13 protein-coding genes are annotated in these 22,081 nt (G+C 50.1%); 11 read left to right on the top strand and 2 right to left on the bottom strand.

From position 1 onward, the window contains the following. Positions 1–9 precede the first annotated feature (9 nt). The 5 genes from NGM62_RS05395 (at position 10) to NGM62_RS05375 (ending at position 7,816) form a co-directional block, all read left to right on the top strand. Positions 10–1,311 (top strand): hypothetical protein, encoded by a 1,302-nt coding sequence (locus NGM62_RS05395; protein WP_262246438.1) that lies wholly within the window; start codon positions 10–12, stop codon positions 1,309–1,311. Positions 1,312–2,167: 856 nt separating this feature from the next. Continuing rightward, entirely contained in the window at positions 2,168–3,205 is a 1,038-nt protein-coding gene (locus NGM62_RS05390) for a class I mannose-6-phosphate isomerase (protein WP_262246437.1), read from the top strand. Continuing rightward, complete coding sequence (locus tag NGM62_RS05385; protein ID WP_262246436.1) at positions 3,183–4,574, top strand: sugar porter family MFS transporter; 1,392 nt, start codon at positions 3,183–3,185, stop codon at positions 4,572–4,574. The genes NGM62_RS05390 and NGM62_RS05385 overlap by 23 nt, the downstream gene beginning before the upstream one ends. A 28-nt stretch (positions 4,575–4,602) precedes the next feature. Beyond that, positions 4,603–5,517 carry an endonuclease/exonuclease/phosphatase family protein gene (locus NGM62_RS05380; RefSeq protein WP_262246434.1) on the top strand — a complete coding sequence of 305 codons (915 nt, stop codon included), beginning with the start codon at positions 4,603–4,605 and terminating at the stop codon, positions 5,515–5,517. 31 nt (positions 5,518–5,548) lie between these two features. Further along, the gene (locus NGM62_RS05375; RefSeq protein ID WP_262246432.1) at positions 5,549–7,816 is read left to right on the top strand and encodes a GH92 family glycosyl hydrolase; all 2,268 of its coding nucleotides are present in this window, start codon (positions 5,549–5,551) and stop codon (positions 7,814–7,816) included. Here the strand turns inward: NGM62_RS05375 and NGM62_RS05370 are convergent. Both NGM62_RS05370 and NGM62_RS05365 read right to left on the bottom strand, forming a co-directional pair. Beyond that, positions 7,813–8,607 (bottom strand): response regulator transcription factor, encoded by a 795-nt coding sequence (locus NGM62_RS05370; RefSeq protein WP_262246430.1) that lies wholly within the window; start codon positions 8,605–8,607, stop codon positions 7,813–7,815. The two genes, NGM62_RS05375 and NGM62_RS05370, sit on opposite strands and share 4 nt — an antisense overlap. Beyond that, the gene (locus NGM62_RS05365) at positions 8,582–11,797 is read right to left on the bottom strand and encodes a ligand-binding sensor domain-containing protein (RefSeq protein WP_262246428.1); all 3,216 of its coding nucleotides are present in this window, start codon (positions 11,795–11,797) and stop codon (positions 8,582–8,584) included. The genes NGM62_RS05370 and NGM62_RS05365 overlap by 26 nt, the downstream gene beginning before the upstream one ends. A 422-nt stretch (positions 11,798–12,219) precedes the next feature. Here NGM62_RS05365 and NGM62_RS05360 point away from each other — a divergent pair, with 422 nt between their 5' ends. The 6 genes from NGM62_RS05360 to NGM62_RS05335 all read left to right on the top strand — a co-directional run bounded on the left by NGM62_RS05360 (position 12,220) and on the right by NGM62_RS05335 (position 21,993). Beyond that, on the top strand, positions 12,220–13,380 hold the full coding sequence (locus NGM62_RS05360) for a glycosyl hydrolase (RefSeq protein WP_262246426.1): 1,161 nt from the start codon (positions 12,220–12,222) through the stop codon (positions 13,378–13,380). Positions 13,381–13,438: 58 nt separating this feature from the next. Next, positions 13,439–16,567 carry a SusC/RagA family TonB-linked outer membrane protein gene (locus tag NGM62_RS05355; RefSeq protein WP_262246424.1) on the top strand — a complete coding sequence of 1,043 codons (3,129 nt, stop codon included), beginning with the start codon at positions 13,439–13,441 and terminating at the stop codon, positions 16,565–16,567. A gap of 7 nt (positions 16,568–16,574) precedes the next feature. Then, positions 16,575–18,377, top strand: coding sequence for a RagB/SusD family nutrient uptake outer membrane protein (locus tag NGM62_RS05350; protein ID WP_262246422.1), 1,803 nt, complete (start codon positions 16,575–16,577; stop codon positions 18,375–18,377). A 116-nt stretch (positions 18,378–18,493) separates the two neighbouring features. After that, positions 18,494–19,693 (top strand): sialidase family protein, encoded by a 1,200-nt coding sequence (locus NGM62_RS05345; RefSeq protein ID WP_262246420.1) that lies wholly within the window; start codon positions 18,494–18,496, stop codon positions 19,691–19,693. Between the two features lie 225 nt (positions 19,694–19,918). Then, positions 19,919–20,932, top strand: a complete 1,014-nt coding sequence (locus NGM62_RS05340) for a hypothetical protein (protein ID WP_262246418.1) — start codon at positions 19,919–19,921, stop codon at positions 20,930–20,932. Between the two features lie 11 nt (positions 20,933–20,943). Further along, positions 20,944–21,993 (top strand): glycoside hydrolase family 43 protein, encoded by a 1,050-nt coding sequence (locus NGM62_RS05335; RefSeq protein WP_262246416.1) that lies wholly within the window; start codon positions 20,944–20,946, stop codon positions 21,991–21,993. Positions 21,994–22,081: the final 88 nt, after the last annotated feature.

Raw genomic sequence — 22,081 nt, 5'->3', positions numbered from 1 at the left:
GAACATATCATGAAGAATGTACTCGTGTTAATAGGGTTGGTTGGAGTTAGTTTGACCGCATGCGGGCCCGATTCGCGTAGCGACCGGGTGCTAGCTGCTCGAATTAGCCAGGACACCTCGATGCAAACGGTTAAATCCATGGCGCAGGCGACCGTGGGTTCGGGATTCAACGCGGGCGATGGATACGCCGAAGTATGGATCCGTGATTACAACACCTTCATCACTTTGGCGACAGAGCTGCATCCGGCAGAAACCATCAAAGAGAACCTCCGCGTGTTTTTCCGCCTCCAGGGCGAAGATGGCAATATCGTCGACGGCTTCGTTTCCAAAGAAAAAGCCCAAACCGCGAGCGTTGGGTACACCTATATTTACACTGAATTGGAGCCCGATTATGCGGGGCATAAAAATACGGTTGAAACCGATCAGGAAAGCTCGTTGGTACAAGCGGTGTACAAATATGTATCGAGCAGTGGGGATAACGCTTTTTTACGAGATACCGTGGGTGGGCAAACCGTTGCCCGGCGCATGGAACGGGCCATGGACTTTCTTATGGCACATCGGTATGACCGGAAGTACGGCTTGCTATGGGGCGCTACTACGGCCGATTGGGGTGACGTGCAGCCGGAGCATACCTGGGGCGTCTACCTGACGGATAGCACGCATTATGCCATTGATATTTATGATAACGCTATGTTCTTGATAGCGCTCGACAATTTGATAGAGCTACTCCCCGAAGTACAACCGAAGTGGAGTACAATCCATGACGAAATTGCTAAGCATTGTATGGCACATCTGTGGGATAAGGAGCGTCAAAAGTTCATCCCCCACGTCTACTTGGACGGTTCGCCCTTTCCCTCCGGGTTCAATGAAATGGACGTTTACTACCATGGTGGCACAGCCGTGGCGATCGAAGCGGGCTTACTGTCACAGGCACAGGTAAAGCACGCGCTTGATCGGATGGTAGCCAATGTTCAGCAATCTGGTGCCGCAACCATCGGCCTCACGTTATACCCAACCTACCCGGCGGGCAGTTTTAAAAACGAGGGAATGTATCCCTACGGTTATCAGAATGGGGGCGACTGGGATTGGTTTGGCGGGCGTATGATTCAACAGCTTATCCACTACGGTTTGGTAACTGAAGCCTATGAACAGGTACAACCGATGCTGCGCCGCGCCGTCGACAACCATGGTTTTTATGAATGGTATACCGTAGATAATCTACCTAATGGCTCGGGGACGTTCCGTGGGGCAGCGGGGGTGCTTTATGACACCATCGTTTTATTCGAGGAATTTGCTGCCGCCAATCGTTGATTTTTCAGCCCGTTAGGTGCCGTGCTATTATATTTATTATTACGTAATTTAATTTTTTTTTGTGAATGGAACTGAAGGAAAGCGAAGAAACGGAAACAATCGCATCGAATGCGTCTACTACATTGAGGAACACGAAACAAGAAATCATGCCCGCCATGGCAGAGGCAACGGATATGCGCGGGTACAACATCTATCCGTCCCATTCGTTGGAAGCGACAATCTACAATGGGTACGAAACACTGGTAAAATGGATCGTTGGGAAAAAAACGGTGGTCATCGACGGTTATGTGGGTACTTTTTGGAATCGTATCGTGGCGGATTTATCCCGTGAGTTCGAAAAGCAAGGAACGAGGGTGAATTGGTGTTTCATGGATGATTTCCTGAAGCCGGAAGCCGCTATCGAACAACTCGTGCAACCCTTTTTAGGAAGCGAGGATTCTGTATGGGGCACGAAAACGTCACTTCAATTATCGGATTTCTATCAAATGGATGCCTTGGTCAACCGTAAACCGAACCCGGCTTTCTCCGTCAACATCCTCATCGGTACAGGTGCTGCCCTGAGTGGATGGGAAGCTGCCATGATTTACATCGATTTACCCAAAAATGAATTGCAGCACCGTATGAATGCCGGGGCAATTACGAACCTGGGCAAATCATCTCCCGAAAAGCCGGCAGCGATGTACAAGCGGTTTTATTTTGTAGACTGGGTGGTTTGCAACCAGCACAAGGCATCCGTGCTCCCCCATGCAGACGTATTGGCCGATGGCCAAGGGATTGACTGGTTGACCTGGGCTTATGCACGGGACATCCGTAACGGCTTAAACGCACTTAGTCAGTCGGTGTTCCGGCCGCGTCCATGGTTTACCCCCGGCTCGTGGGGGGGGGGCAGTGGCTCACGGAACATATCCCGCAAATTAATCAAGAGGAACCCAATTATGCTTGGTCTTTCGAGCTCATTGCACCTGAAAATGGCTTGGTTTTCGAGCATGGTGGCGTCCGATTGGAAGTGTCGTTCGATTGCTTGATGATGCTTGCCGGAGCGCAGGTGTTGGGTAAACACCATGCTCGATTTGGCGATGAGTTTCCCATCCGGTTTGATTTCCTGGATACATTCCAGGGCGGCAACCTATCCATCCAATGTCACCCTTCACAGTCTTACATCCAAGAACATTTTGGCGAAACCCTCACACAGGATGAGACGTATTATATGCTAGACTGTGCGCCCGATGCAAAGGTATATTTGGGCTTTCAAGACAACATAGACCCGACGGCGTTCAGGCAGGAGTTGGAAAACAGCTTGGAAAATGATACCGAGGTGTCGATTGAGGATTATGTACAGTCATTCCCAGCCGAGAAGCACGGACTGTATCTCATCCCAAACGGCACCGTACACAGTTCCGGACAGAATAATTTGGTGCTTGAGATCAGTGCCACACCCTATATTTTCACGTTCAAAATGTATGACTGGCTGAGCAAGGACCTGAACGGGGACCCGCGGCCGATCAATATCGAGCATGCTTTCAATAACCTGCGGTTCGACCGGAAAGGGAAGATGGTGCAACAGGAACTCATTTCCAAACCTTATGTTCTAGAACAGGGTGCCGACTGGAAGACCATCCATCTACCTACACACGCGGCACATTTTTATGACGTGCATCGAATCGAGCTAGCAGATACGGTGACAGTACAGACCTACAACGCCTGCCATGTGATGATGCTGGTGGAAGGTACCGAAATACGGGTTAGGGTCGGCAACAAAGAAACGGTATTCCAGTACGCGGAAACATTCGTTATTCCAGCCGTAGTAACTCAATATACGCTGATCAATACCAGTGGGGCGACCGCCAAGGTAGTGAAAGCGTTCGTAAAAGATGTCGATGCAACAACGCCATAGATTGCCCAGAATCCTCTGGTGGGCCTGTGCCATTGCGGCACTGGGGGGCTTTCTCTTTGGATTTGACATGGCAGTGGTGTCTGGGATACTGCCGCTGGTTACGAAGCAGTTTTCGCTTTCGGCCTTCCAGCAGGGCTGGTTCGTTTCTTCGGCACTGGTGGGGTGCATAGCGGGGGTGGCGGCATCTGGCGAACTCGGCGACCGGTATGGCCGCCGCAGGATATTGCTGCTGGCCGCTGTTTTGTTCCTGGTATCTGCCATGGGGTGCGGGTTGCTGCCCACGTTCGACACGATTATCGCAGCACGCATACTAGGTGGCCTGGGCGTTGGCATCGCATCCAGCATGGTACCCCTCTATATATCAGAAATCGCTCCCGCCAGCATCCGGGGCCGACTGGTTACCTACTACCAATTGGCTGTGACATTGGGGATTCTCGTGGCTTACGTGAGCAATGCATTCTTGGTACAGGCCGCGGCCAACGGGATAACCTGTTGGATCGGTACCTGGTTCTACGGAGAAGTGTGGCGTGGCATGTTTCTCGTAGGTGCGTTGCCGGCACTGGTGTTCCTGTTGGGTTTGTTGGGTATCCCGGAAAGCCCGCGTTGGCTGTTGCAGAAAGGGCAAACGGCTGCTGGGGCAGCACTGCTCTCCCGCTTCGCGGGAGAGACCGAGGCCAAAGCTGAGTTGGAAAGCAGGCGCCAGCAGGAGCCGCGGCGGCCTTCCTACCGCGATTTGTTTTCACCAAGCCTTCGCAGGCCGCTCCTTTTGGGGCTGCTCCTTCCATTCTTCTCGCAGTTCTGCGGCATCAACGCGATTATCTATTATGGCCCGAGCATATTGAGCGACGCGGGTGTGAGCTTGTCGAACTCGTTGCAAAGCCAGATTATTTTCGGTGCCGCCAATCTTGCATTTACATTAATCGCAGTATGGAAGGTAGACCAACTGGGCAGGCGACCACTTTACTTGATTGGTACGGCGGCGGCGGCGTTGAGCCTAATAGCAGTCGGCGCGTGCATGTACACCGAAAATACCCAAGGCTTGTTGTTGCTGCTTTCCGTTGTGATCTTTCTGGCCAGCTTCGCATTTTCGATCGGCCCCCTCAAATTTGTGGTCGCGGCCGAGATCTTCCCCGTCCATATCCGCGGAAGAGCCGTAGCACTCAGCATCATGGTGATGTGGGTGGCTGATACCATCATCGGGCAACTGACACCCGTGTTGCTGAAAAGCATCGGTGCAGGTTTTACGTTCTGGTTTTTCGCATGTTGGTGCGTACTCGCGTTTGCGGTGGTTTATAAACTATTGCCCGAGACCAAGGGCAAGTCGCTGGAAGAGATACAGGATGAGTGGTTTACGAAAAATAGCGGTTAATTTAATCGATTTAGCTAACTTTGACGCTATGATAAGACGGTTCCTATTACTTATACCAGCGGTTTGCTTTGCATTAATCGGCTATAGCCAGCAGTTGAAGATAGCCACCTACAATGTACGCTACCAAAACAGTAACGACACGAAGCACGGCAACGGATGGGAACAACGCTTACCCGTTATCTGTAACTTGGTGCAGTACCACGATTTCGATATCTGGGGTGCACAGGAAGTACTGCACGGCCAGCTGGGAGACCTGCTGGGTTGTTTGTCCGACTATACCTACGTGGGTGTCGGCCGTGACGACGGCAAAACCGAAGGCGAATACGCACCGATTTTTTGGAAGAAGGACAAGTTTGACCTGCTGGACTCGGGGCATTTTTGGTTGTCCGAAGAGACCACCTACCCCAACAAGGGATGGGATGCCGCACTTCCGCGGATATGCACCTGGGGGCATTTCAAAGAGAAGGAGACGGGTACGGCTTTCTGGTTTTTCAACCTACATATGGATCACCGGGGGGTAATGGCCCGCGAGAAGAGTGCCGCCTTGGTACTTGAGAAAATACGGGAGATAGCTCCAGCCGGGCCGGTCATCCTCACCGGCGATTTCAATGTAGATCAAACACATGCCAACTACGCTGTTATCCACGATTCGGGCATATTGGTCGATGCGTATGAAGCCGCTGCATTGCGGTACGCACCGACGGGTACATTCAACAACTTCGATATCAACCTAAAAACGAACAGCCGGATCGATCATATTTTCTTAAGTCCAACGATTGAGGTACAGCGTTACGGGTTGCTCACCGATTTTTATTTTTCAACGGCCAATGTACCCGCAGATTCCATCAAGTCGGCGAACTTTCCCGACGAGGTCTCACTCCTAAAGCATCAGGCGCGGCTTCCTTCCGACCATAATCCGGTGGTAGTAACCATAAACTTTTAACCATTTTACACAAAAAAAAACGCTTACTCTTATGGCATTCTTAAGAAAATTGGCTGGCTTATTTTGGTTGTTTGCTCCGCTAGCGGTGTGTGCCCAAGAGCCTGTAGATTATGTCAACCCACTCATGGGAACCATGTCTAAATACGAGCTTTCCACAGGCAACACGTATCCCGTCATCGCGCGGCCTTGGGGCATGAACTTCTGGGCGCCCCAGACCGGCAAAATGGGCAACGGCTGGTTGTATACGTATACCGCAGATAAAATCCGCGGATTCAAGCAAACGCACCAACCTAGCCCGTGGATGAACGATTACGGGCAATTCGCTATCATGCCGATCACTGGTAGCCTTACATTCGACCAAGATGAGCGGGCAAGCTGGTTTTCGCACAAGGCCGAAATAGCAAAGCCTTATTATTACAAAGTGTACTTAGCCGACCATGATGTGACGACGGAGATTACACCAACTGAACGGGCCGCTATGTTCCGGTTTACGTTTCCCGAGACGGACAGTGCATACGTGGTTATCGATGCGTTCGACAGAGGATCGTATGTAAAGGTCATCCCTTCGGAGAACAAAATCATCGGATTTACCACGCGCAACAGCGGCGGTGTGCCCGAGAATTTCAAGAATTATTTCGTAATCCACTTCGATAAACCGTTTACCTATCAGGCAACGGTGGCCGATAGCATCATCCGTGAGGACGAACTGGAAGCCGACGAAAACCACGCCGGTGCCATCGTGGGCTTTAGAACCAAGCGTGGCGAAGAGATCCACGCCCGGGTTGCCTCCTCTTTTATCAGCTTTGAGCAGGCCGAGCGCAACCTCAACGAACTTGGAAACGATTCTTTTGATTGCGTAGCCGAAAAGGGGAGAACTGCTTGGAATGACGTGCTTGGCCGTATCGAGGTGGAAGACGATAACATCGATAACCTGCGTACTTTCTATTCCTGCCTTTACCGCTCGGTGCTTTTCCCACGCGCTTTCTATGAAATCGACGGCGATGGCCAAATTGTCCATTACAGTCCCTACGACGGCGGTGTTCATCCCGGCTATATGTTCACCGACACGGGGTTTTGGGACACGTTCCGAAGCCTGTTTCCGCTGTTGAACCTAGCTTACCCTTCCATGAGCATCAAGATGCAGGAAGGGCTTATCAATGCGTACAAGCAAAGTGGGTATCTTCCAGAGTGGGCCAGCCCGGGGCACCGGAACATCATGATTGGCAATAATTCGGCTTCCGTTGTTGCCGATGCGTACGTCAAGGGCCTCCGTGGCTATGATATAGAGCTGCTATGGGAAGCGTTGAAACATGGCGCCAACAATCATCTGGAAGGCACGGCGTCCGGCCGCGTGGGTTACCAATACTATAACGACATCGGGTATGTGCCCGACAATGTAGACATCAGGCACAGCACGGCGCGTACGCTCGAATACGCCTACAACGACTGGACCATCTATACGCTGGGTAAAGCATTGGGGAAGCCGGAAAGCGAAATCGGTATCTACGCCCAGCGCGCAATGAACTACAAGAACGTCTACCTTCCCAACCGCCGGCTGATGGCGGGGCGCGATGACCGCGGTGTATTCGATCCCGATTTCAACCCGGCAGATTGGAGTTGGCCGTTTTGCGAGGGGAACAGCTGGCACTGGAGCTTTTGTGTATTCCACGACCCGCAGGGGCTGATTGACCTGATGGGAGGAGATGACATGTTCAATGCCATGATGGATTCGGTGTTTACCATTCCGAGCAACGAAGGCATGCAAAGCCGGCGGATGATCCACGAAATGCGGGAAATGCAGGTGATGAACATGGGGCAGTATGCCCACGGCAACCAGCCCATCCAGCACATGACTTATTTGTACAATTACTCCAAGCAGCCTTGGAAAGCACAGTACCGGGTGCGGGAGATTATGGATAAGCTCTATTCGCCGGCCGCCGATGGGTATTGTGGCGACGAAGACAACGGCCAGACGTCTGCATGGTATGTGTTTTCTGCGATGGGCTTTTACCCGGTATGCCCCGGGTCGGATGAATATGTAATCGGTTCGCCGCTTTTCCGAAAGGTGTCATTGCAATTGGAAAACGGAAATGCAATTACGATCTCAGCACCAAACAACGGGCGGCAAAACCGCTATATTGAATCGCTGACGGTAGATGGTAAGCCGTATGAAAAAAACTACGTCACGCATGGAATACTGACTGGTGGCGCTGACCTGATCTTCACGATGGACAGCCAGCCCAATAAATTGCGGGGAACGGACGTGGAAGACGCTCCGTATTCTTTTTCAAAGAACTAGTTTTCTCGCGACTTATGCTTCGCGATATACTCGCTGGGCGACATGCCGAATTGCTTCTGGAAATTCCGGCCGAATTGCGTCTGTGAACTGTATCCCACGCGATAGGAAACTTCGTAGATTTTGTAGTGGCCTTCGCTGAGCAGTTCAGCTGCTTTCTTTAGGCGGGCAACATTGATCAGGTCGTTGGGTGTCAAATCGGATATCGCCTTGATTTTACGGTATAGTGTAGGACGGCTCATATTCATTTGGTCGGCCAGGTGTTCCACATCGAATCCTACATCGCCCATATGTTCAAGGATCAACGTATTCAATTCTTCCAAGAAAAGCACATCCGCTTTGGTATGCGCCATTGAGTTGATGTGTGCCAATGGCGAATGCGCGAAATATGCACGGATTTTGTTCCTGTTCGCCAGCAAGCTACCGATTTGGGCCTGGAGATGTTCGGGCGAAAACGGCTTTTCGATATACGCATCGGCACCCTGCTCCAACCCTTCTATTTTCGATTTCAACGTGTTTTTGGCCGTTAGTAAGATAATGGGGATATGGCTATGCGCCAAGTCGGATTTGATGCGTTGACACAGTTCATAACCATCCATCTCGGGCATCATCACATCGCTTACCACCAATTGGACTGGATGGGCTGCAAGGACTTCCAAGGCCTGTTTGCCATTTTCGGCTTGCAGTACCTCGTAGTGTTCACTAAGGTCATCCACGATGAAATCGAGAATTTCCACGTGATCGTCTACCACCAGTATGGTCGATCTATCAATCTTTGGCGATTTTGGTTCCATGGTATCGTTTGTGTGGGCGTTGTTTAAGGGGCAGTGTCAATAGAAATACATTCATCCCGTTTTCTGGGCTTGCTAAGCGGAGGTGGCCTTTGTGCAGCTGAGCGAGTGAGCGGGCCAAGGCTAAGCCCAGACCAGATCCTTGTTGGTTGTCTGTCATTTTCAGACGGGTAAACGTTTCGAAAATTTTCTCCCGCATCGATAGCGGGATGAGGTAACCGTCATTTTTGACCAAGATGGTAACGGTACCTGTTGGCGATTCGGTACGCATGACGATTTCAATCGTACGCTCGGCATATTTCAATGCATTGGTGAGCAAATTGCCGATGATCTGGGTGAACGCTTCTTTATCCACGGCGGCGATGCACGGATGCGCTGGCGCGGTAAATGAAAGCTTGATATTTCTCTGTGTGGCCACCAGTTTAAAGGCCGCATAATTTTCCTTCACCAAAGCGGCAACATCTTGGTCTATGAAGCTCAACCGGTATCCATTGACCTCGGTTTTCCTGAAATCGAGCAATTGGTCGGTCAATTGGAGTAACCGCTCAGTGTTTCGCTCCATGGTCTGTAGGTGTTTACGTACGGCGGGCAACTCTTCCGCCTTTTTCATCACCTTTTCCAAAGGCGCTTTGATGAGGGTGAGCGGTGTACGTATTTCGTGGGTCACGTTGGTGAAAAAGTCGATTTTTGCCCGGTATAGCTCTTCTTCCTTTCGATGGCGCAGTTGCTCCAGTTTTCGTTTGTTTTTTTCCCTGACGCGGCGGTGATAACTGCTAATCGAATACCAAACGATGGCGATGAGTAATACGACGTAGAGCAGGAAGGCCGGGTTGCTTGCCCAGAAAGGCGGTAAGATGGTAATGCGGAGTGTTGTTTCCTTGCCTTTCAGGTCGCCATTATGATCAACCACGTTCACCCTGAACATGTAGTCGCCCGGTGGCAGTTTGGTGAAATACGCCTTTCGGTTGGTCTGGATATGCGTCCATTCGTTGTCTAAACCTTCCATCTTATAGGCGTATTCCGTCATATCGGGCGAGATATAGCTCAGCGCGGCAAAATCGATGCTGAAAGACGACTGGTTATGGCTGAGTTCGAGGTGCTCCATGAACGTAATCGACTGCGTGAGTGGTGACCCTTTTTGATTGATTGCCAGCTCACGGTCATACACCTGCATCCCGGTGATGTAGACCGGTGGCTGAAAGGTGTTTTCGGCGAGGTGGGTAGGGTTGAACCGGATCAGTCCTTTCACGCTACCGAAATACAAGGTGCCATCCGGAGCTCCGTAAGCGGAGTTATAATTGAATTGATCGCCCAGTAAGCCATTGGCTTTGGTGAACACGGTGATGTCGCCGTTAGCCGGCGTGAATCGCACCAACCCTTTTGAGGTGGTTACCCACAACCTTCCATGTGCATCTTCCAATAGCGCAAGGATAAGGTTGCTGGGGAATCCTTGCGTGGTGCCATAGCGTTGGAAATCGCTACGGTCCGGACGGAACATACATAGGCCACCCTCTGTGGCCACCCAGATATTGGCGCGGCTATCTTCGAATATGCGGTTTACCCGATTGCTGCCAATGCTGCCGGGTACGCGCGCATGGTGTGCGAACGAGCCCTTTTCTCCTGTACGGGGGTTCGAATAATACAAGCCATCGCGCCAGGTACCGGCCCATATCGTTCCGCGGCTATCCTCAAAAAGTGTCGTATAGAAAATGTAGTCCGGAAAATCCGGAACGAGCTGGAAACGTTTGGCCGGTATGACATATTCATACAGCCCCCGGCCCGTGGCTAACAATATGCGCCCGTCTTGCGTACGACAGATGTTGAATATGAAGTTATTATGAAGCGTGCCGTCGCCATCTTCGGCATTGTAGTGGCGGATAACTTTTCCGGTGCGGACGTTGAATAAATCGAGACCATGTTCGAACGTGCCTACCCATAGGGTGTCACCGGTAATCAGCAGGCCATGGATATTGGAATGGGCCAGGCTACCCGGCTCACCGGTTGGCCGGAAGTTGGTGATGCGGCCGGTTCGGAGGTCCATTTTATTGAGGCCATCGTCTTCGGTACCGATCCACAGGTTGCCATATCCATCGGCGCAAATCTCCCGGACGGCATTGCCAGATATGGTGTTCCCACGGCCTAGGGGGAAATATTTTTCAAAGAACGTGTTCGCGGGGGCGTAGTGGTTGATGCCGCCGAAGTACGTGCCGGCCCATATACTGTTTTCTTTGTCTTTGCAAAGCGTGTATACCGCGTTATCGGATAGCGACCACGGGTTTCCCCGCTCTTTTTTGAGGTTGGTGTAGGTTTCCGTGGCGCGGTTATAAATGAAAATGCCCGATTCAGTTGCCAGCCAATATTCATTGGTGTGGTGCTCGATGATATCACGGATGAACAAGTCAGTTCCCTCGCCGTTCCGTGTCAGCAGATCGGTGTAGGTTCCCCTTCCCGTGTCGAATACTTTGAAGCCCTGTTTGGATGTTCCAACCAGCACGTGGCCATCGTTGGTGCACAACACCCGTTCAATCCATTGCGATACCACTTTTGGAGAGTGGATGAAGAGGTCATAAGACTGACGGACGCCATGGTTTTGCTGGTAATGAAGAAGGTTGCCGTTGACGGTTCCCGCCCAGACGTCACCCGTTTCGCTGATTCCGAATGAGCTTATAGATCCCGTTGTGGCTTGCGGAACGGATGATAAACTGTCGGTGGTCGTGTCGTACCGATACAAAGTCAGGTCATTGACGAACCAGATGTTTCCTCGGTGATCACCTTGTATATCGAGTATTTCATTCGTGATAGCGGGATGGAAAAGTGAAAAGGTTTCCGATTTCGGATTGAACAGGAAAATGCCCTGGTCGGTGCCAACCCATAAAATGCCCGAATCACCCACGTATAAAGCCCTCACGAAATTGCTTCCCAGCCCGTTGGGGTTATCCGGATCGCTATGGAAAACCTTGAAAGAATACCCATCGAAGCGGTTGAGGCCATCTTTGGTGCCGAACCACATGAAACCCATGGGGTCTTGGGCACTGCATAGCACGGCATTGTTTGACAGTCCGTTCTCCACCTGGTAGTGTTTGAAATAAAACGGTTGGCCATGGGCAGGGCCGATGGCCAACCCCATACATACGATATATGTCAACAAAAGCAATCTCATTAGCTCATCCGGCTCCCGCGGTTTTTTAGCCAAAGGTAACGGTAATTTGCAAGATAGCAGAATTTATCGTACTTTCGAATCGTCAACCACACCACCTTATTCGTCTTCTTACTGGCGCATCCCCGCATCGGTTTTGCAAGGAACCATATAGGTACTTCGTTTGAACCTCTTTCGGAGTAAGTCCAAGGTGAGTCCGGGTGAGTCCACCTTTTTACGGGAAAAACCTGGACTACGGCAAATCAGGTACCAATCGATTACGGAGCAAGTACGAAGCGTTTAGAAGAGTTGGCGGGAACCCATGGTAACAACTGGCGGTTGTGTATAACAAAGGTAAAGACTTTTTGAGACAAAATAGGGAAAAGTTGAAACAAAATGGTATAACACGCAGCAGCCATAAATGCCGTCCTTTGTAAGAAGTAAGGCATGATGCCAATTTGATAACCAGCAAAACACCAATGACAACAAGGATTACCAGTACATTTTTGATTTTTTCTATCGTAACGCTTTTTTCATTATCCGGTTGCAACAGCGGCGGAGATGGTGTTAAAAGTGAGTCTGCGCGAGGCATTTGGACGGCCGAGGAAGCCAACGCCTGGCAGGCCGAGCAAGGCTGGCTCGTAGGACCAAATTATACACCCGCAACGGCCATCAACCAATTGGAGATGTGGCAGGAAGACACCTTCGATCCGGAAACGATTGACAAAGAACTTGGATGGGCGGCCGATCTGGGCATGAACACGGCGCGGGTATACTTGCATGACTTACCTTATGAGCAAGACTCGGCAGGTTTTATTGCCCGCATCGAACATTTTCTGCGTTTGGCCGATCAACACGGCATCCGGCCCTTATTTGTTTTCTTTGATTCCTGCTGGGATCCGTTCCCGGTGGCCGGCAAGCAGCGCGCCCCCAAACCGCATGTGCATAATTCGGGTTGGGTACAAAGCCCCGGTCAACACGTACTTCAAGACAGCACACAGTACCCACGTTTGGAACGTTACGTGAAAGGTGTCATCAGCCATTTTGCCGAAGATGACCGTATTCTCGGTTGGGACGTATGGAACGAGCCGGATAACATGACGGGACCGTCTTATGAAGCAGTGGAAATAAAGGATAAGGTGGCCTTTGTGCTGCCGTTGTTGGAGCAGGCGTTCGCATGGGCACGGTCAGCAAACCCCTCGCAGCCGCTTACGTCGGGTATCTGGGCGGGCGATTGGTCTACGCACGAAGGGTTAAAGCCAATCGAAAAACTACAGATCGAGCAGTCGGATATCATTAGTTTCCATAACTACGACAAGCCCGAGGATTTCGAAAAGCGTATACAGCAACTCCAGCGGTACAATAAGCCGTTGTGGTGTACCGAATATATGGCACGCGCCAATGGCAGTACGTTCGAAGGCTTCCTGCCAATTGCCAAGCAATACAACGTGGCCATGTTTAACTGGGGATTTGTAGACGGCAAGACGCAGACCATTTATCCTTGGGATAGCTGGACGAAAACCTACACGGATGAGCCGCCGCTGTGGTTCCATGATATTTTCAGGGGCGATGGCACTCCGTATAAGCAGGAAGAGGTGGAATTGATTAAACAGTTAACCGACGACATCGGAAAAAGGTAACCTAAATATAGCTAGTAACCAAATAAATAAGTTTAGTAATCAAATAAATTAGTGAATTATGAGTGAGAAAATTACCAAAAATTTTCTCATGCAGCGGTGGTGCCGTACAGGAGTGCATACCGCTCGTTGCATGGGAATTGCGTTTACGGTGTTTTTGCTTGTGTCTTCTATGTGGGTGCAAGCACAATCATCGCATGTGTTGAACGGTAGAGTGACGGACCAGCAAAATGAGCCGCTAGCCGGGGCAACCGTAATGATAAAAAACAGTACACATGGTACGCAAACGGACATTGATGGGAATTTTATGTTGGAAATTCCGTCGCCAGAATCGATTATCGTCATTACCTATCAGGGCTATTTTCCCATTGAGGTTCCGGCAGGCAATGATCGGGAGCGGCGTTTTGTCATGGAATTTGATGAAGAACAAAGCAAACTCGAAGAGGTCGTAGTCGTTGGTTTCGGTACGCAGAAAAAAGTGACCATGACGGGTTCCGTAGCCTCGGTGTCGGTCAAAGCGCTGGAACAATCTACCGCGCCCTCGCTGTCGAATGCCTTGGCCGGTCGTATGCCCGGTATCATTACCCGACAAACCAGCGGCGAGCCCGGTTACGACCAGGCGCAAGTCTATATTCGCGGTATGGGAACTTGGGTGAGTCGTACACCACTGGTATTGGTTGATGGCGTGGAGCGTGGGATGTCGGCGTTGAATACGATCAACGCACAAGAAATCGAGAGTTTCTCTATCCTTAAAGATGCGTCGGCCACGGCTGTTTACGGTGTACGTGGAGCAAATGGTGTGATTCTCATCACGACCAAACGCGGCGTACAAGGCCGGCCGAAGGTAACGCTCCGTTCTGAAACCGGACTGCTTACTGCACAACGGATGCCAAAGTATATTGATGGCGTGGAGTATGCCAGGTTATGGAATGAGGCATACCGCAATATGGGCCAGAGCGACTTTTTTTCGGAAGAAGAGATTCAACGATATGCAAGTGGGGAAGATCCTTATCTCTACCCAAACGTCGACTGGACCAACGAGATCATGAAGAAGAACACTTATCAGACCATTAACAACCTCAGTATTAATGGGGGTACGGAGGTGATACGCTATTACGGAAATGTCGGCTATACCGAACAGAGTGGTTTGTGGAAGAACGACGAAAGCAACCCGTATAACACCAACATCAATATGCGTCGATATAACCTCCGGTCTAATATCGACGTGAGTGTTACCAAGGACCTATTATTTGAGTTCGGGTTGGGTGGAATCATCCAGCAAGGGAATTACCCGGCTCGGTCGGCCCCGGATATTTTCGATGCATTGCGGAAAACACCTCCTATTGCTTTTCCTAAGCAGAATCCGGACGGGTCTCCGGCAGGTATTACTCAATTTCTGGGCTCCAATCCCTGGGGTATGGTTACGCAATCTGGATACCTCGTGGATTCACGCAATACCGTACAAGGCACTTTCGGGGCGAAATGGGACCTCTCTGACTTAATCACCTCCGGGCTCTCACTCAACGGTAAGTTTGCATATGACCATTACTACCGATCGGACGTACGCCGGCAAAAGAATTTCGAGGTGAAACAATACCAAGGGAAAGACCCGGTAACTGGGGAAGATATTTATAGCGAAATTCTTCGCGAAGCGAGCCCCCTGGGCTACGCACTTGGTAACACCGCAGAGCGGGTATATTATACCGAGTTACTGGCTAACTATACCCGATCTTTCGGAAAGCACGACGTTTCTGGTATGTTGATGTACAACCAACGGGATAGGGTAAGGCTCACAGCTGGGGAGTCGATGCTGAACTTGCCCTACCGTAGATTGGGCACGGCGTCGCGCGTCACCTATGCATACGATAACCGCTATCTTTTGGAAGTGAATGCCGGATACAATGGCTCCGAAAACTTTCCGAAAGGAAATCGTTTCGGCTTTTTCCCTTCGGCATCTGCCGGCTGGATATTATCCAATGAGTCGTTCTGGGGCGACAATAACCCGATAAACCACTTCAAAATAAGAGGGTCTGTCGGAAAGGTAGGTAATGACGACTTAGGCCAAGACATCCGTTTTCTATTTCTAACGTCGATGAAAACGGAGGGCGCTCAATCCTACCACTTCGGTGATAACATGCGTTTTATGCCGGGTATCGAAGAAGACCAAACCGGTAATGAGAATGTCACGTGGGAAGTAGCGACAAAAACAAACCTCGGGTTAGACCTCGAATTGTTCCGAAGCAAAGTTGTTCTTCAGGTAGATGCCTTTTGGGAAGATCGAGAAGGTATCCTTATCCAGCGTCAACAGATACCGTTTGTTACCGGATTCTATCCTTGGGTAATCCCTTATGCTAACTTAGGTCGAGCGAAGAACCGTGGTATCGATGGAATGATTGAAGTGAAGAATTCTACCTCGTCAGGTTGGTACTATTCGTTCCAAGGTAACTTTACATTTGCCAAGAATACCATCATTGAGAACGATGAACCACCACAACGTTATCCGTGGTTGTCGGCAAAAGGGCTGCCCATTGATCAACCGTTCGGATGGATCGCCGAGGGTATATTCCAAAGCGATGACGAAATTGCAAACAGCCCAGAGCAACGGCTTGGGCGAGCTAGCCAGCCGGGCGACATCAAATACCGCGATCTGAACAACGACAATATCATCGATGACAACGATCGTACCGCAATTGGTTTCCCACGTACGCCGCAAATCGTGTATGGATTTGGAGGGACCGTGGCGTATAAAGGGTTTGACGTGAGTTTATTCCTTACCGGCGCGACAAGAACTAGTATTTTTCTGGATGGTTCAACAATGTATCCCTTCCAAGACGGTGTCGGTACCTTTAATGTGCAACGGCAGTATTATGACAACCGCTGGACCCCAGATAATCCAGAGGGCAAGTACCCGGGCGCAATCACCGTTGCCAACCCCAATAATAACAGAACGTCAACGCTTTGGCAAGTAGATGGTTCTTTCTTAAGGTTAAAAAATGCAGAAGTAGCTTATACGTTTACCCAGCCGAGTTTGGCCAACTGGGGCATGAATAGCATTCGCCTATTCGTGAATGGTGTAAACCTCCACACTTGGGACAAGGTAAAAATTATGGACCCCGAGTCCAATAACGGAACGAATTTTTACCCGTTGCAACGCACATTAAATTTTGGTCTACAAGTTAATTTTAAGTAAAAAAGACATGAAGCGGATATTCCTATATATAACGGTTTTTACCTTCTTTTTAGCACTCAATGGGTGTACCAAAGATTTTCTGGATAAGACTCCCGATGAAGACTTAACACTCGATCAAGTCTTCGCCCAGCGCCAATATGCCGAGCGATTTCTTACCTCGGCCTATTTTACCCTGCATGAAGAGATTAGTTTCAACGATTGGTGGGGGCGTAATCCATTTGTGGGTGCCTCGGATGAGATGGAAATTACATGGACGTACCCTTTTGCACACGTCATGACGTCTGGCGCATGGAGCCCGCAGAATATTGAGGAAAACATTTGGCGATTTGATTGGGAAGGTATGCGGAAGGTAAATATATTCCTGGAACGCATCGACCAGACACCGATGAGCGAGGCGGAAAAAAACATCTGGAAAGGTGAGGCGTATTTCTTGCGGGCATTCTTCCATTTTTTCCAAGTGCGTATTCATGGACCGATACCCATCATGGACCGTGCAGCTACATTGGATGATGACTTTGCAGCGATAAAAAGGCGGCCTTATAAAGAAGTGGTCGATTTTATCGTGGCTGACTGCGACCGCGCAGCTTCATTATTGCTGCCTTCGTATATTAGTGGGGCCACTGAAGACCGGACGCAGCTAGGTCGCCCGACCAAGTCTTCGGCTCTGGCATTAAAAGCCCGAATGTTATTGTATGCTGCTAGTCCACTCTGGAACGGTAATCCAGAGTATACGGACTTTACCGATCAAGACGGGTTGAAATTGTTTGCCGAATATGACCCGCAAGGTTGGCAGAAGGCTGCTGACGCAGCACGTGATGTAATCACAGCGGCTGAAGCCGCCGGTTATGGCCTTTACACCTCGACCAATAATGATCCGATGCGCAATTATCAGGAGTTGTTTTACGTACGTCACAACAAAGAAGTATTGTTTGCTCGGAATATGGGCAATTGGGACCATCAAGAGCGCTGTACGAGCCCTAACGGAATGGGGGGATGGAGCGGCTATTGCCCTACGCAGGAGTTGGTGGATGCCTACGAGATGGCGGATGGGTCTACGCCGATTTTAGGATATGAGGCCAATGGGCAACCTATTATTAATCCGGAATCGGGTTATCGGGAAACCGGCTATGCCGAGGAGGCCCATCCCAAAGGCTACCACTTGGACCAGATCAGGAATATGTACGTCGGCCGCGAACCCCGTTTCTATGCCGCTATCAATTACAGTGGAGCTTTCTGGCGCGAACGTCGCATCGAGTTTTGGAATAGTGGCCTCGATGGCCGGTCGAGAAGTGCAGTGGACCATTCCGTGACGGGATATCTCATGAAAAAATTCTCGGAAGAATCTGTCCGTATACCGCAAAATATTTTTACCCAGAAAACGTGGATTTATTTCCGGCTGGGTGAACAATACCTCAATTATGCCGAGGCGCTAAATGAGGCACAAGGCCCGGTAGCTGACGTTTACAAGTATGTGAATGCGATCCGAAACCGGTCTGGGTTGCCGGAGCTTCCTGAAGGATTGACCCAAGACGAAATGCGGGAGAAGATTCGTCACGAACGGAGAATCGAACTCGCTTTTGAAACGCATAGGTATTTTGATACGCGTCGGTGGTTGATTGCCGAAGAAACCGATAATAAGGATTTCTATCGGATGACGGTGGACAAAGGGACACATTTGCAGGACGATGAGTTTTATGAGCGATCAATCTTGAAGCGCAGGGTATTCGAGAAGAAGCATTACCTTTGGCCAATACCTCAATCGGAAATCAATAAGACGCCCACGATTATCCAAAATCCAGGTTGGATATAGGAGTAGGCAAATCGATGAAGACTACCTTACGCCATTACGTGTGAGGTAGTCTTTAGATGGCAGCGATCATACATTGTCGAGTATAACATCGAAAGCGGAAACGCTTACTAGTATAAATGAGAAAAAAAAGTAAATGGCTACTAAGGGGGCTGGTATGCATGGCTTTTTTGGGGTGCACATCGAAGGGGGAACCTCGGTCGGAAATTGCCCCTCCCGAGGAGAAGCCAAAGGGGTTGCGAATTGAGTGGGATCGTTCTACACTCCAACGGATTGCGCCGCAAAGTGATCGACAACTCGCTTATGCGGGCTATCCGCGGGTGAAACAGCTAAGGGACGGGGCAATCGTCGCCGTGTATGAGGCCGATGGGGATGTCGAGTTGATTCGAAGTACAGCCGACATGCAGACGTGGTCTGAACCTATGGTCCTTTTTCCTGCGCACGACTATACGGATGAAAAAGGGAATACCGTACGGGTCAATATTTCCAATCCGGAGTTTATCGAACTGCAAAATGGCGACTGGCTGGCTGCCTGCAATTACAGGCCCGTTAGGGAGGAGGTAGCGCCGTTCGCGATAGCTATCACCCGGAGTACTAACCGGGGAGAAACGTGGAGCGAGTCGCAGGTAATTTTCGAGGCGGAGCCTCGGTTCCGCGATGGTTGTTGGGAACCGGCCTTCCTGCAATTGCCTGATGGTACGTTGCAGGTTTACTTTGCAAATGAAGCGCCGTTTACCGAGTCGGATGAGCAAGAGATTGCAGTGCTGACGTCGGTGGATAATGGAAAGACATGGGATACCGACTCGCGGACCGTCAGTTTCCGGGCGGGCCGTCGGGATGGTATGCCTGTACCATTGCTGGTTGGCGATGAGATTTTGGTGGCGATTGAAGACAATAAGGTCGGGCAGTTTAAACCCTATATCGTACGCACTTCTATCCCCGACAACTGGAACCAACCTGTTTTGGGCGATTCGCCCAAGCGGGAATATGCGTTAAAAGATCTATTGCCCGATGATGTCTATGCCGGTGCGCCATACCTGGCACGGCTCACTACCGGCGAGGTATTACTATCGTACCAAACGACAAGGCGGCGCGGACCTGACTGGGAAAAATCGACCATGGAAGTGGCTATTGGTGACAAGGACGGACGCCAATTTGAGCATATTTCTCAGCCCTTTTCTGTTTCATTGGATCGGGAAGCGAAATGGAACGCGATAACCGTTTTGAATAATAACACCGTGGTAGCGACATCGGCCTCCAATTTAGACGGTGGGAATATCGGCGTATGGATGATTGTGGGGCAAATAAAACGGGATTGATTGCTTGTTACCTCCATGATACATAATATCATTGCCTCTTTTTTAATAAATAAATGAGGCTAAATCAATTGAGAACGCGGTTTTTATTTGGGTAAAGATTAAAACAAGTAATGTCACAGCGAATACCTATTACCGCCCTTTTGTGGAGAAGTAGATGTTAATTTATGACGCAAATGATGCGTCAATGAACAAACTATGATAACTGTTAAACAAAATCAAACGAGGATGGTACTGTTCCTATTCATATGGATAGGCAACCCCACTCTTGCCCAACAACCCGATCCTCCCGGACAGGTAGAGGAGCCCGCGGAGGCCATAAACCAAGCCTATCTGTTTGCTCACATGACCCACCAGGATTATGGCAAATTGTACTACTCGGTCAGCACCGATGGCTTGCATTGGTATGCCCTCAACGGCGAGAAGCGGGTATTTGAAGACTATCGCGGCCACCCCGATATCTGCAAGGGGCACGATGGTAGGTATTACATCGCCGGAAACACCAGTGATTCGTCGCCGGATATCAACATCTGGGTATCTGCCGATTTGATCAAGTGGGAAAAATACAGCACCTACACGCCCGACCTGAAGAGTACACCCGACTATGGGCATGCTTTGCAACGTATCGGTGCACCAAAACTCTATTTCGATGCGCCATCGCGGCAATACATCCTTACGTGGCATACGCCGCACGAAGAGGGTACCAAGGAGGACCCCGAACGGTACTGGGCAAGCCAACGCACCTTGTATGTGCTTTCCAAAGACCTCAAATCGTTCTCCGAACACCCCACGAAATTGTTCGATTGGGACATGGGTACCATTGATGTGTTCATCCGCAAGATAGACGCTCATTACTATGCCGTTATCAAGGACGAAACGTATCCCACCTTGTACTGGCCTACGGGCAAAACCATCCGTATTTCGCGGGCACCGGCGCTTACCGGCCCCTATTCGGAACCTATGGCACCGATAAGCCCCAATTTCCGGGAAGCACCGATGTTGATTCCGTCGCCCGATAACCAGATCTGGTACATGTACTACGAACAATACCCCGGCGTTTCATATGGCTTGTCTATTGCCGATCGACTGGAAGGGCCTTGGTACCAGGCATCGGGTTATACGTTCCATGCAGATTGGGACAAGTACAGCCTGCCGGCATCCGTACGCCATGGCTGTATGATCACGATTTCGAAAGCGGAGTACGACGCGTTAGTAAATCATTTTGGAATAGATAACGAGTAAAGTATATGGGTATGAGGACGATTTTATTGATCACAGCCGCCATCAGTTTCAATGTATTGGCTTGTTCGTCGAGCAAGAACGGTGAGCTGCCGGAACCGCCTCCCAAGCGAGTGGAAACAAAGGTATTTTTCGGTGACCCTTTCATTTTATTGCACGGGGATACATATTACGCTTACGGTACCTATGCCGACGACGGTATTGCCGTTTATGTGTCGCAAGACCTGCTTACATGGGAAGCCGTGCCGGGCAATCGGTTGGCGCTGGATAAGAAAGACTCTTGGGGCGACCGTTGGTTTTGGGCGCCCGAAGTGTACCATGTGAACGGCAAATTTTATATGTATTACTCAGCTGACGAACATATCTGTGTAGCCACGAGTGACCACCCGCTCGGCCCGTTTAAGCAGGAAGTACAGCAGCCGATGATCAGCGGTGAGAAATGCATCGACAATTCGTTGTTCATAGACGGTGATGGGAAACCTTACCTTTTCTATGATCGGTTTAACGACGGCTTGAACATCTGGGTGGCTGAGCTTGAAGAAAACCTGACGGAAATTCGGCCGGAAACAGCTGTGAAATGCATCAACGTTTCGCAAGCGTGGGAAGAAGTGTGGCCGCGGGTGAATGAAGGGCCTTTCGTGCTAAAGCATGATGGGAAATATTACATGACCTATTCAGCTAATAGCTATGAGAGTCCATTTTATGGTATCGGGTATGCTACAGCCGACAAGGTAACAGGGCCTTGGACGAAGTACGCCGGTAACCCGATTTTACAAAAGCCGGGCGACTTGGTCGGAGTAGGCCACAGTGCCCTATTTACCGATAAAGCGGGCGACTTGCGGATCGTTTCCATGCCCATCACAGTGAGGCGAAGATTCATCCCCGTATCATGCATATCAGCAAGGTGGACTTCGTCGAAAAGGATGGAGAAACCACCATGCAGATCGATGCCGATTACATTACACCGGTGCTTTTGCAATAACGACACCTATTCGTCGGTTGTTGGTTTCCTCCGTGATTGTCATTCTAAATGGGCGGAAAGACTGTGCGATGCTATAATTTGACTATAATGAGGCAATATATCATGGTTTTTGTGGAAGCGAACGGTTTATTTTTGTCTTGTAACGAGTTGAACGTATACTAACCTTTGAG

This window comes from Parapedobacter soli, assembly GCF_025460835.1.
Lineage (GTDB): Bacteria > Bacteroidota > Bacteroidia > Sphingobacteriales > Sphingobacteriaceae > Parapedobacter > Parapedobacter soli.
This window is presented reverse-complemented; position numbering and strand designations above follow the sequence as displayed.

Excerpts from the sequence above, each read along its gene's own strand:
- NGM62_RS05375 (WP_262246432.1), top strand. The coding sequence starts at position 5,549 with ATGGCATTCTTAAGAAAATTGGCTGGCTTATTTTGGTTGTTTGCTCCG.
- NGM62_RS05340 (WP_262246418.1), top strand. The coding sequence starts at position 19,919 with ATGGTACTGTTCCTATTCATATGGATAGGCAACCCCACTCTTGCCCAA.
- NGM62_RS05390 (WP_262246437.1), top strand. The coding sequence starts at position 2,168 with ATGGTTTACCCCCGGCTCGTGGGGGGGGGGCAGTGGCTCACGGAACAT.
- NGM62_RS05355 (WP_262246424.1), top strand. The coding sequence starts at position 13,439 with ATGAGTGAGAAAATTACCAAAAATTTTCTCATGCAGCGGTGGTGCCGT.
- NGM62_RS05370 (WP_262246430.1), bottom strand. The coding sequence starts at position 8,607 with ATGGAACCAAAATCGCCAAAGATTGATAGATCGACCATACTGGTGGTA.
- NGM62_RS05385 (WP_262246436.1), top strand. The coding sequence starts at position 3,183 with ATGTCGATGCAACAACGCCATAGATTGCCCAGAATCCTCTGGTGGGCC.
- NGM62_RS05360 (WP_262246426.1), top strand. The coding sequence starts at position 12,220 with ATGACAACAAGGATTACCAGTACATTTTTGATTTTTTCTATCGTAACG.
- NGM62_RS05395 (WP_262246438.1), top strand. The coding sequence starts at position 10 with ATGAAGAATGTACTCGTGTTAATAGGGTTGGTTGGAGTTAGTTTGACC.
- NGM62_RS05335 (WP_262246416.1), top strand. The coding sequence starts at position 20,944 with ATGAGGACGATTTTATTGATCACAGCCGCCATCAGTTTCAATGTATTG.
- NGM62_RS05380 (WP_262246434.1), top strand. The coding sequence starts at position 4,603 with ATGATAAGACGGTTCCTATTACTTATACCAGCGGTTTGCTTTGCATTA.
- NGM62_RS05345 (WP_262246420.1), top strand. The coding sequence starts at position 18,494 with ATGAGAAAAAAAAGTAAATGGCTACTAAGGGGGCTGGTATGCATGGCT.
- NGM62_RS05350 (WP_262246422.1), top strand. The coding sequence starts at position 16,575 with ATGAAGCGGATATTCCTATATATAACGGTTTTTACCTTCTTTTTAGCA.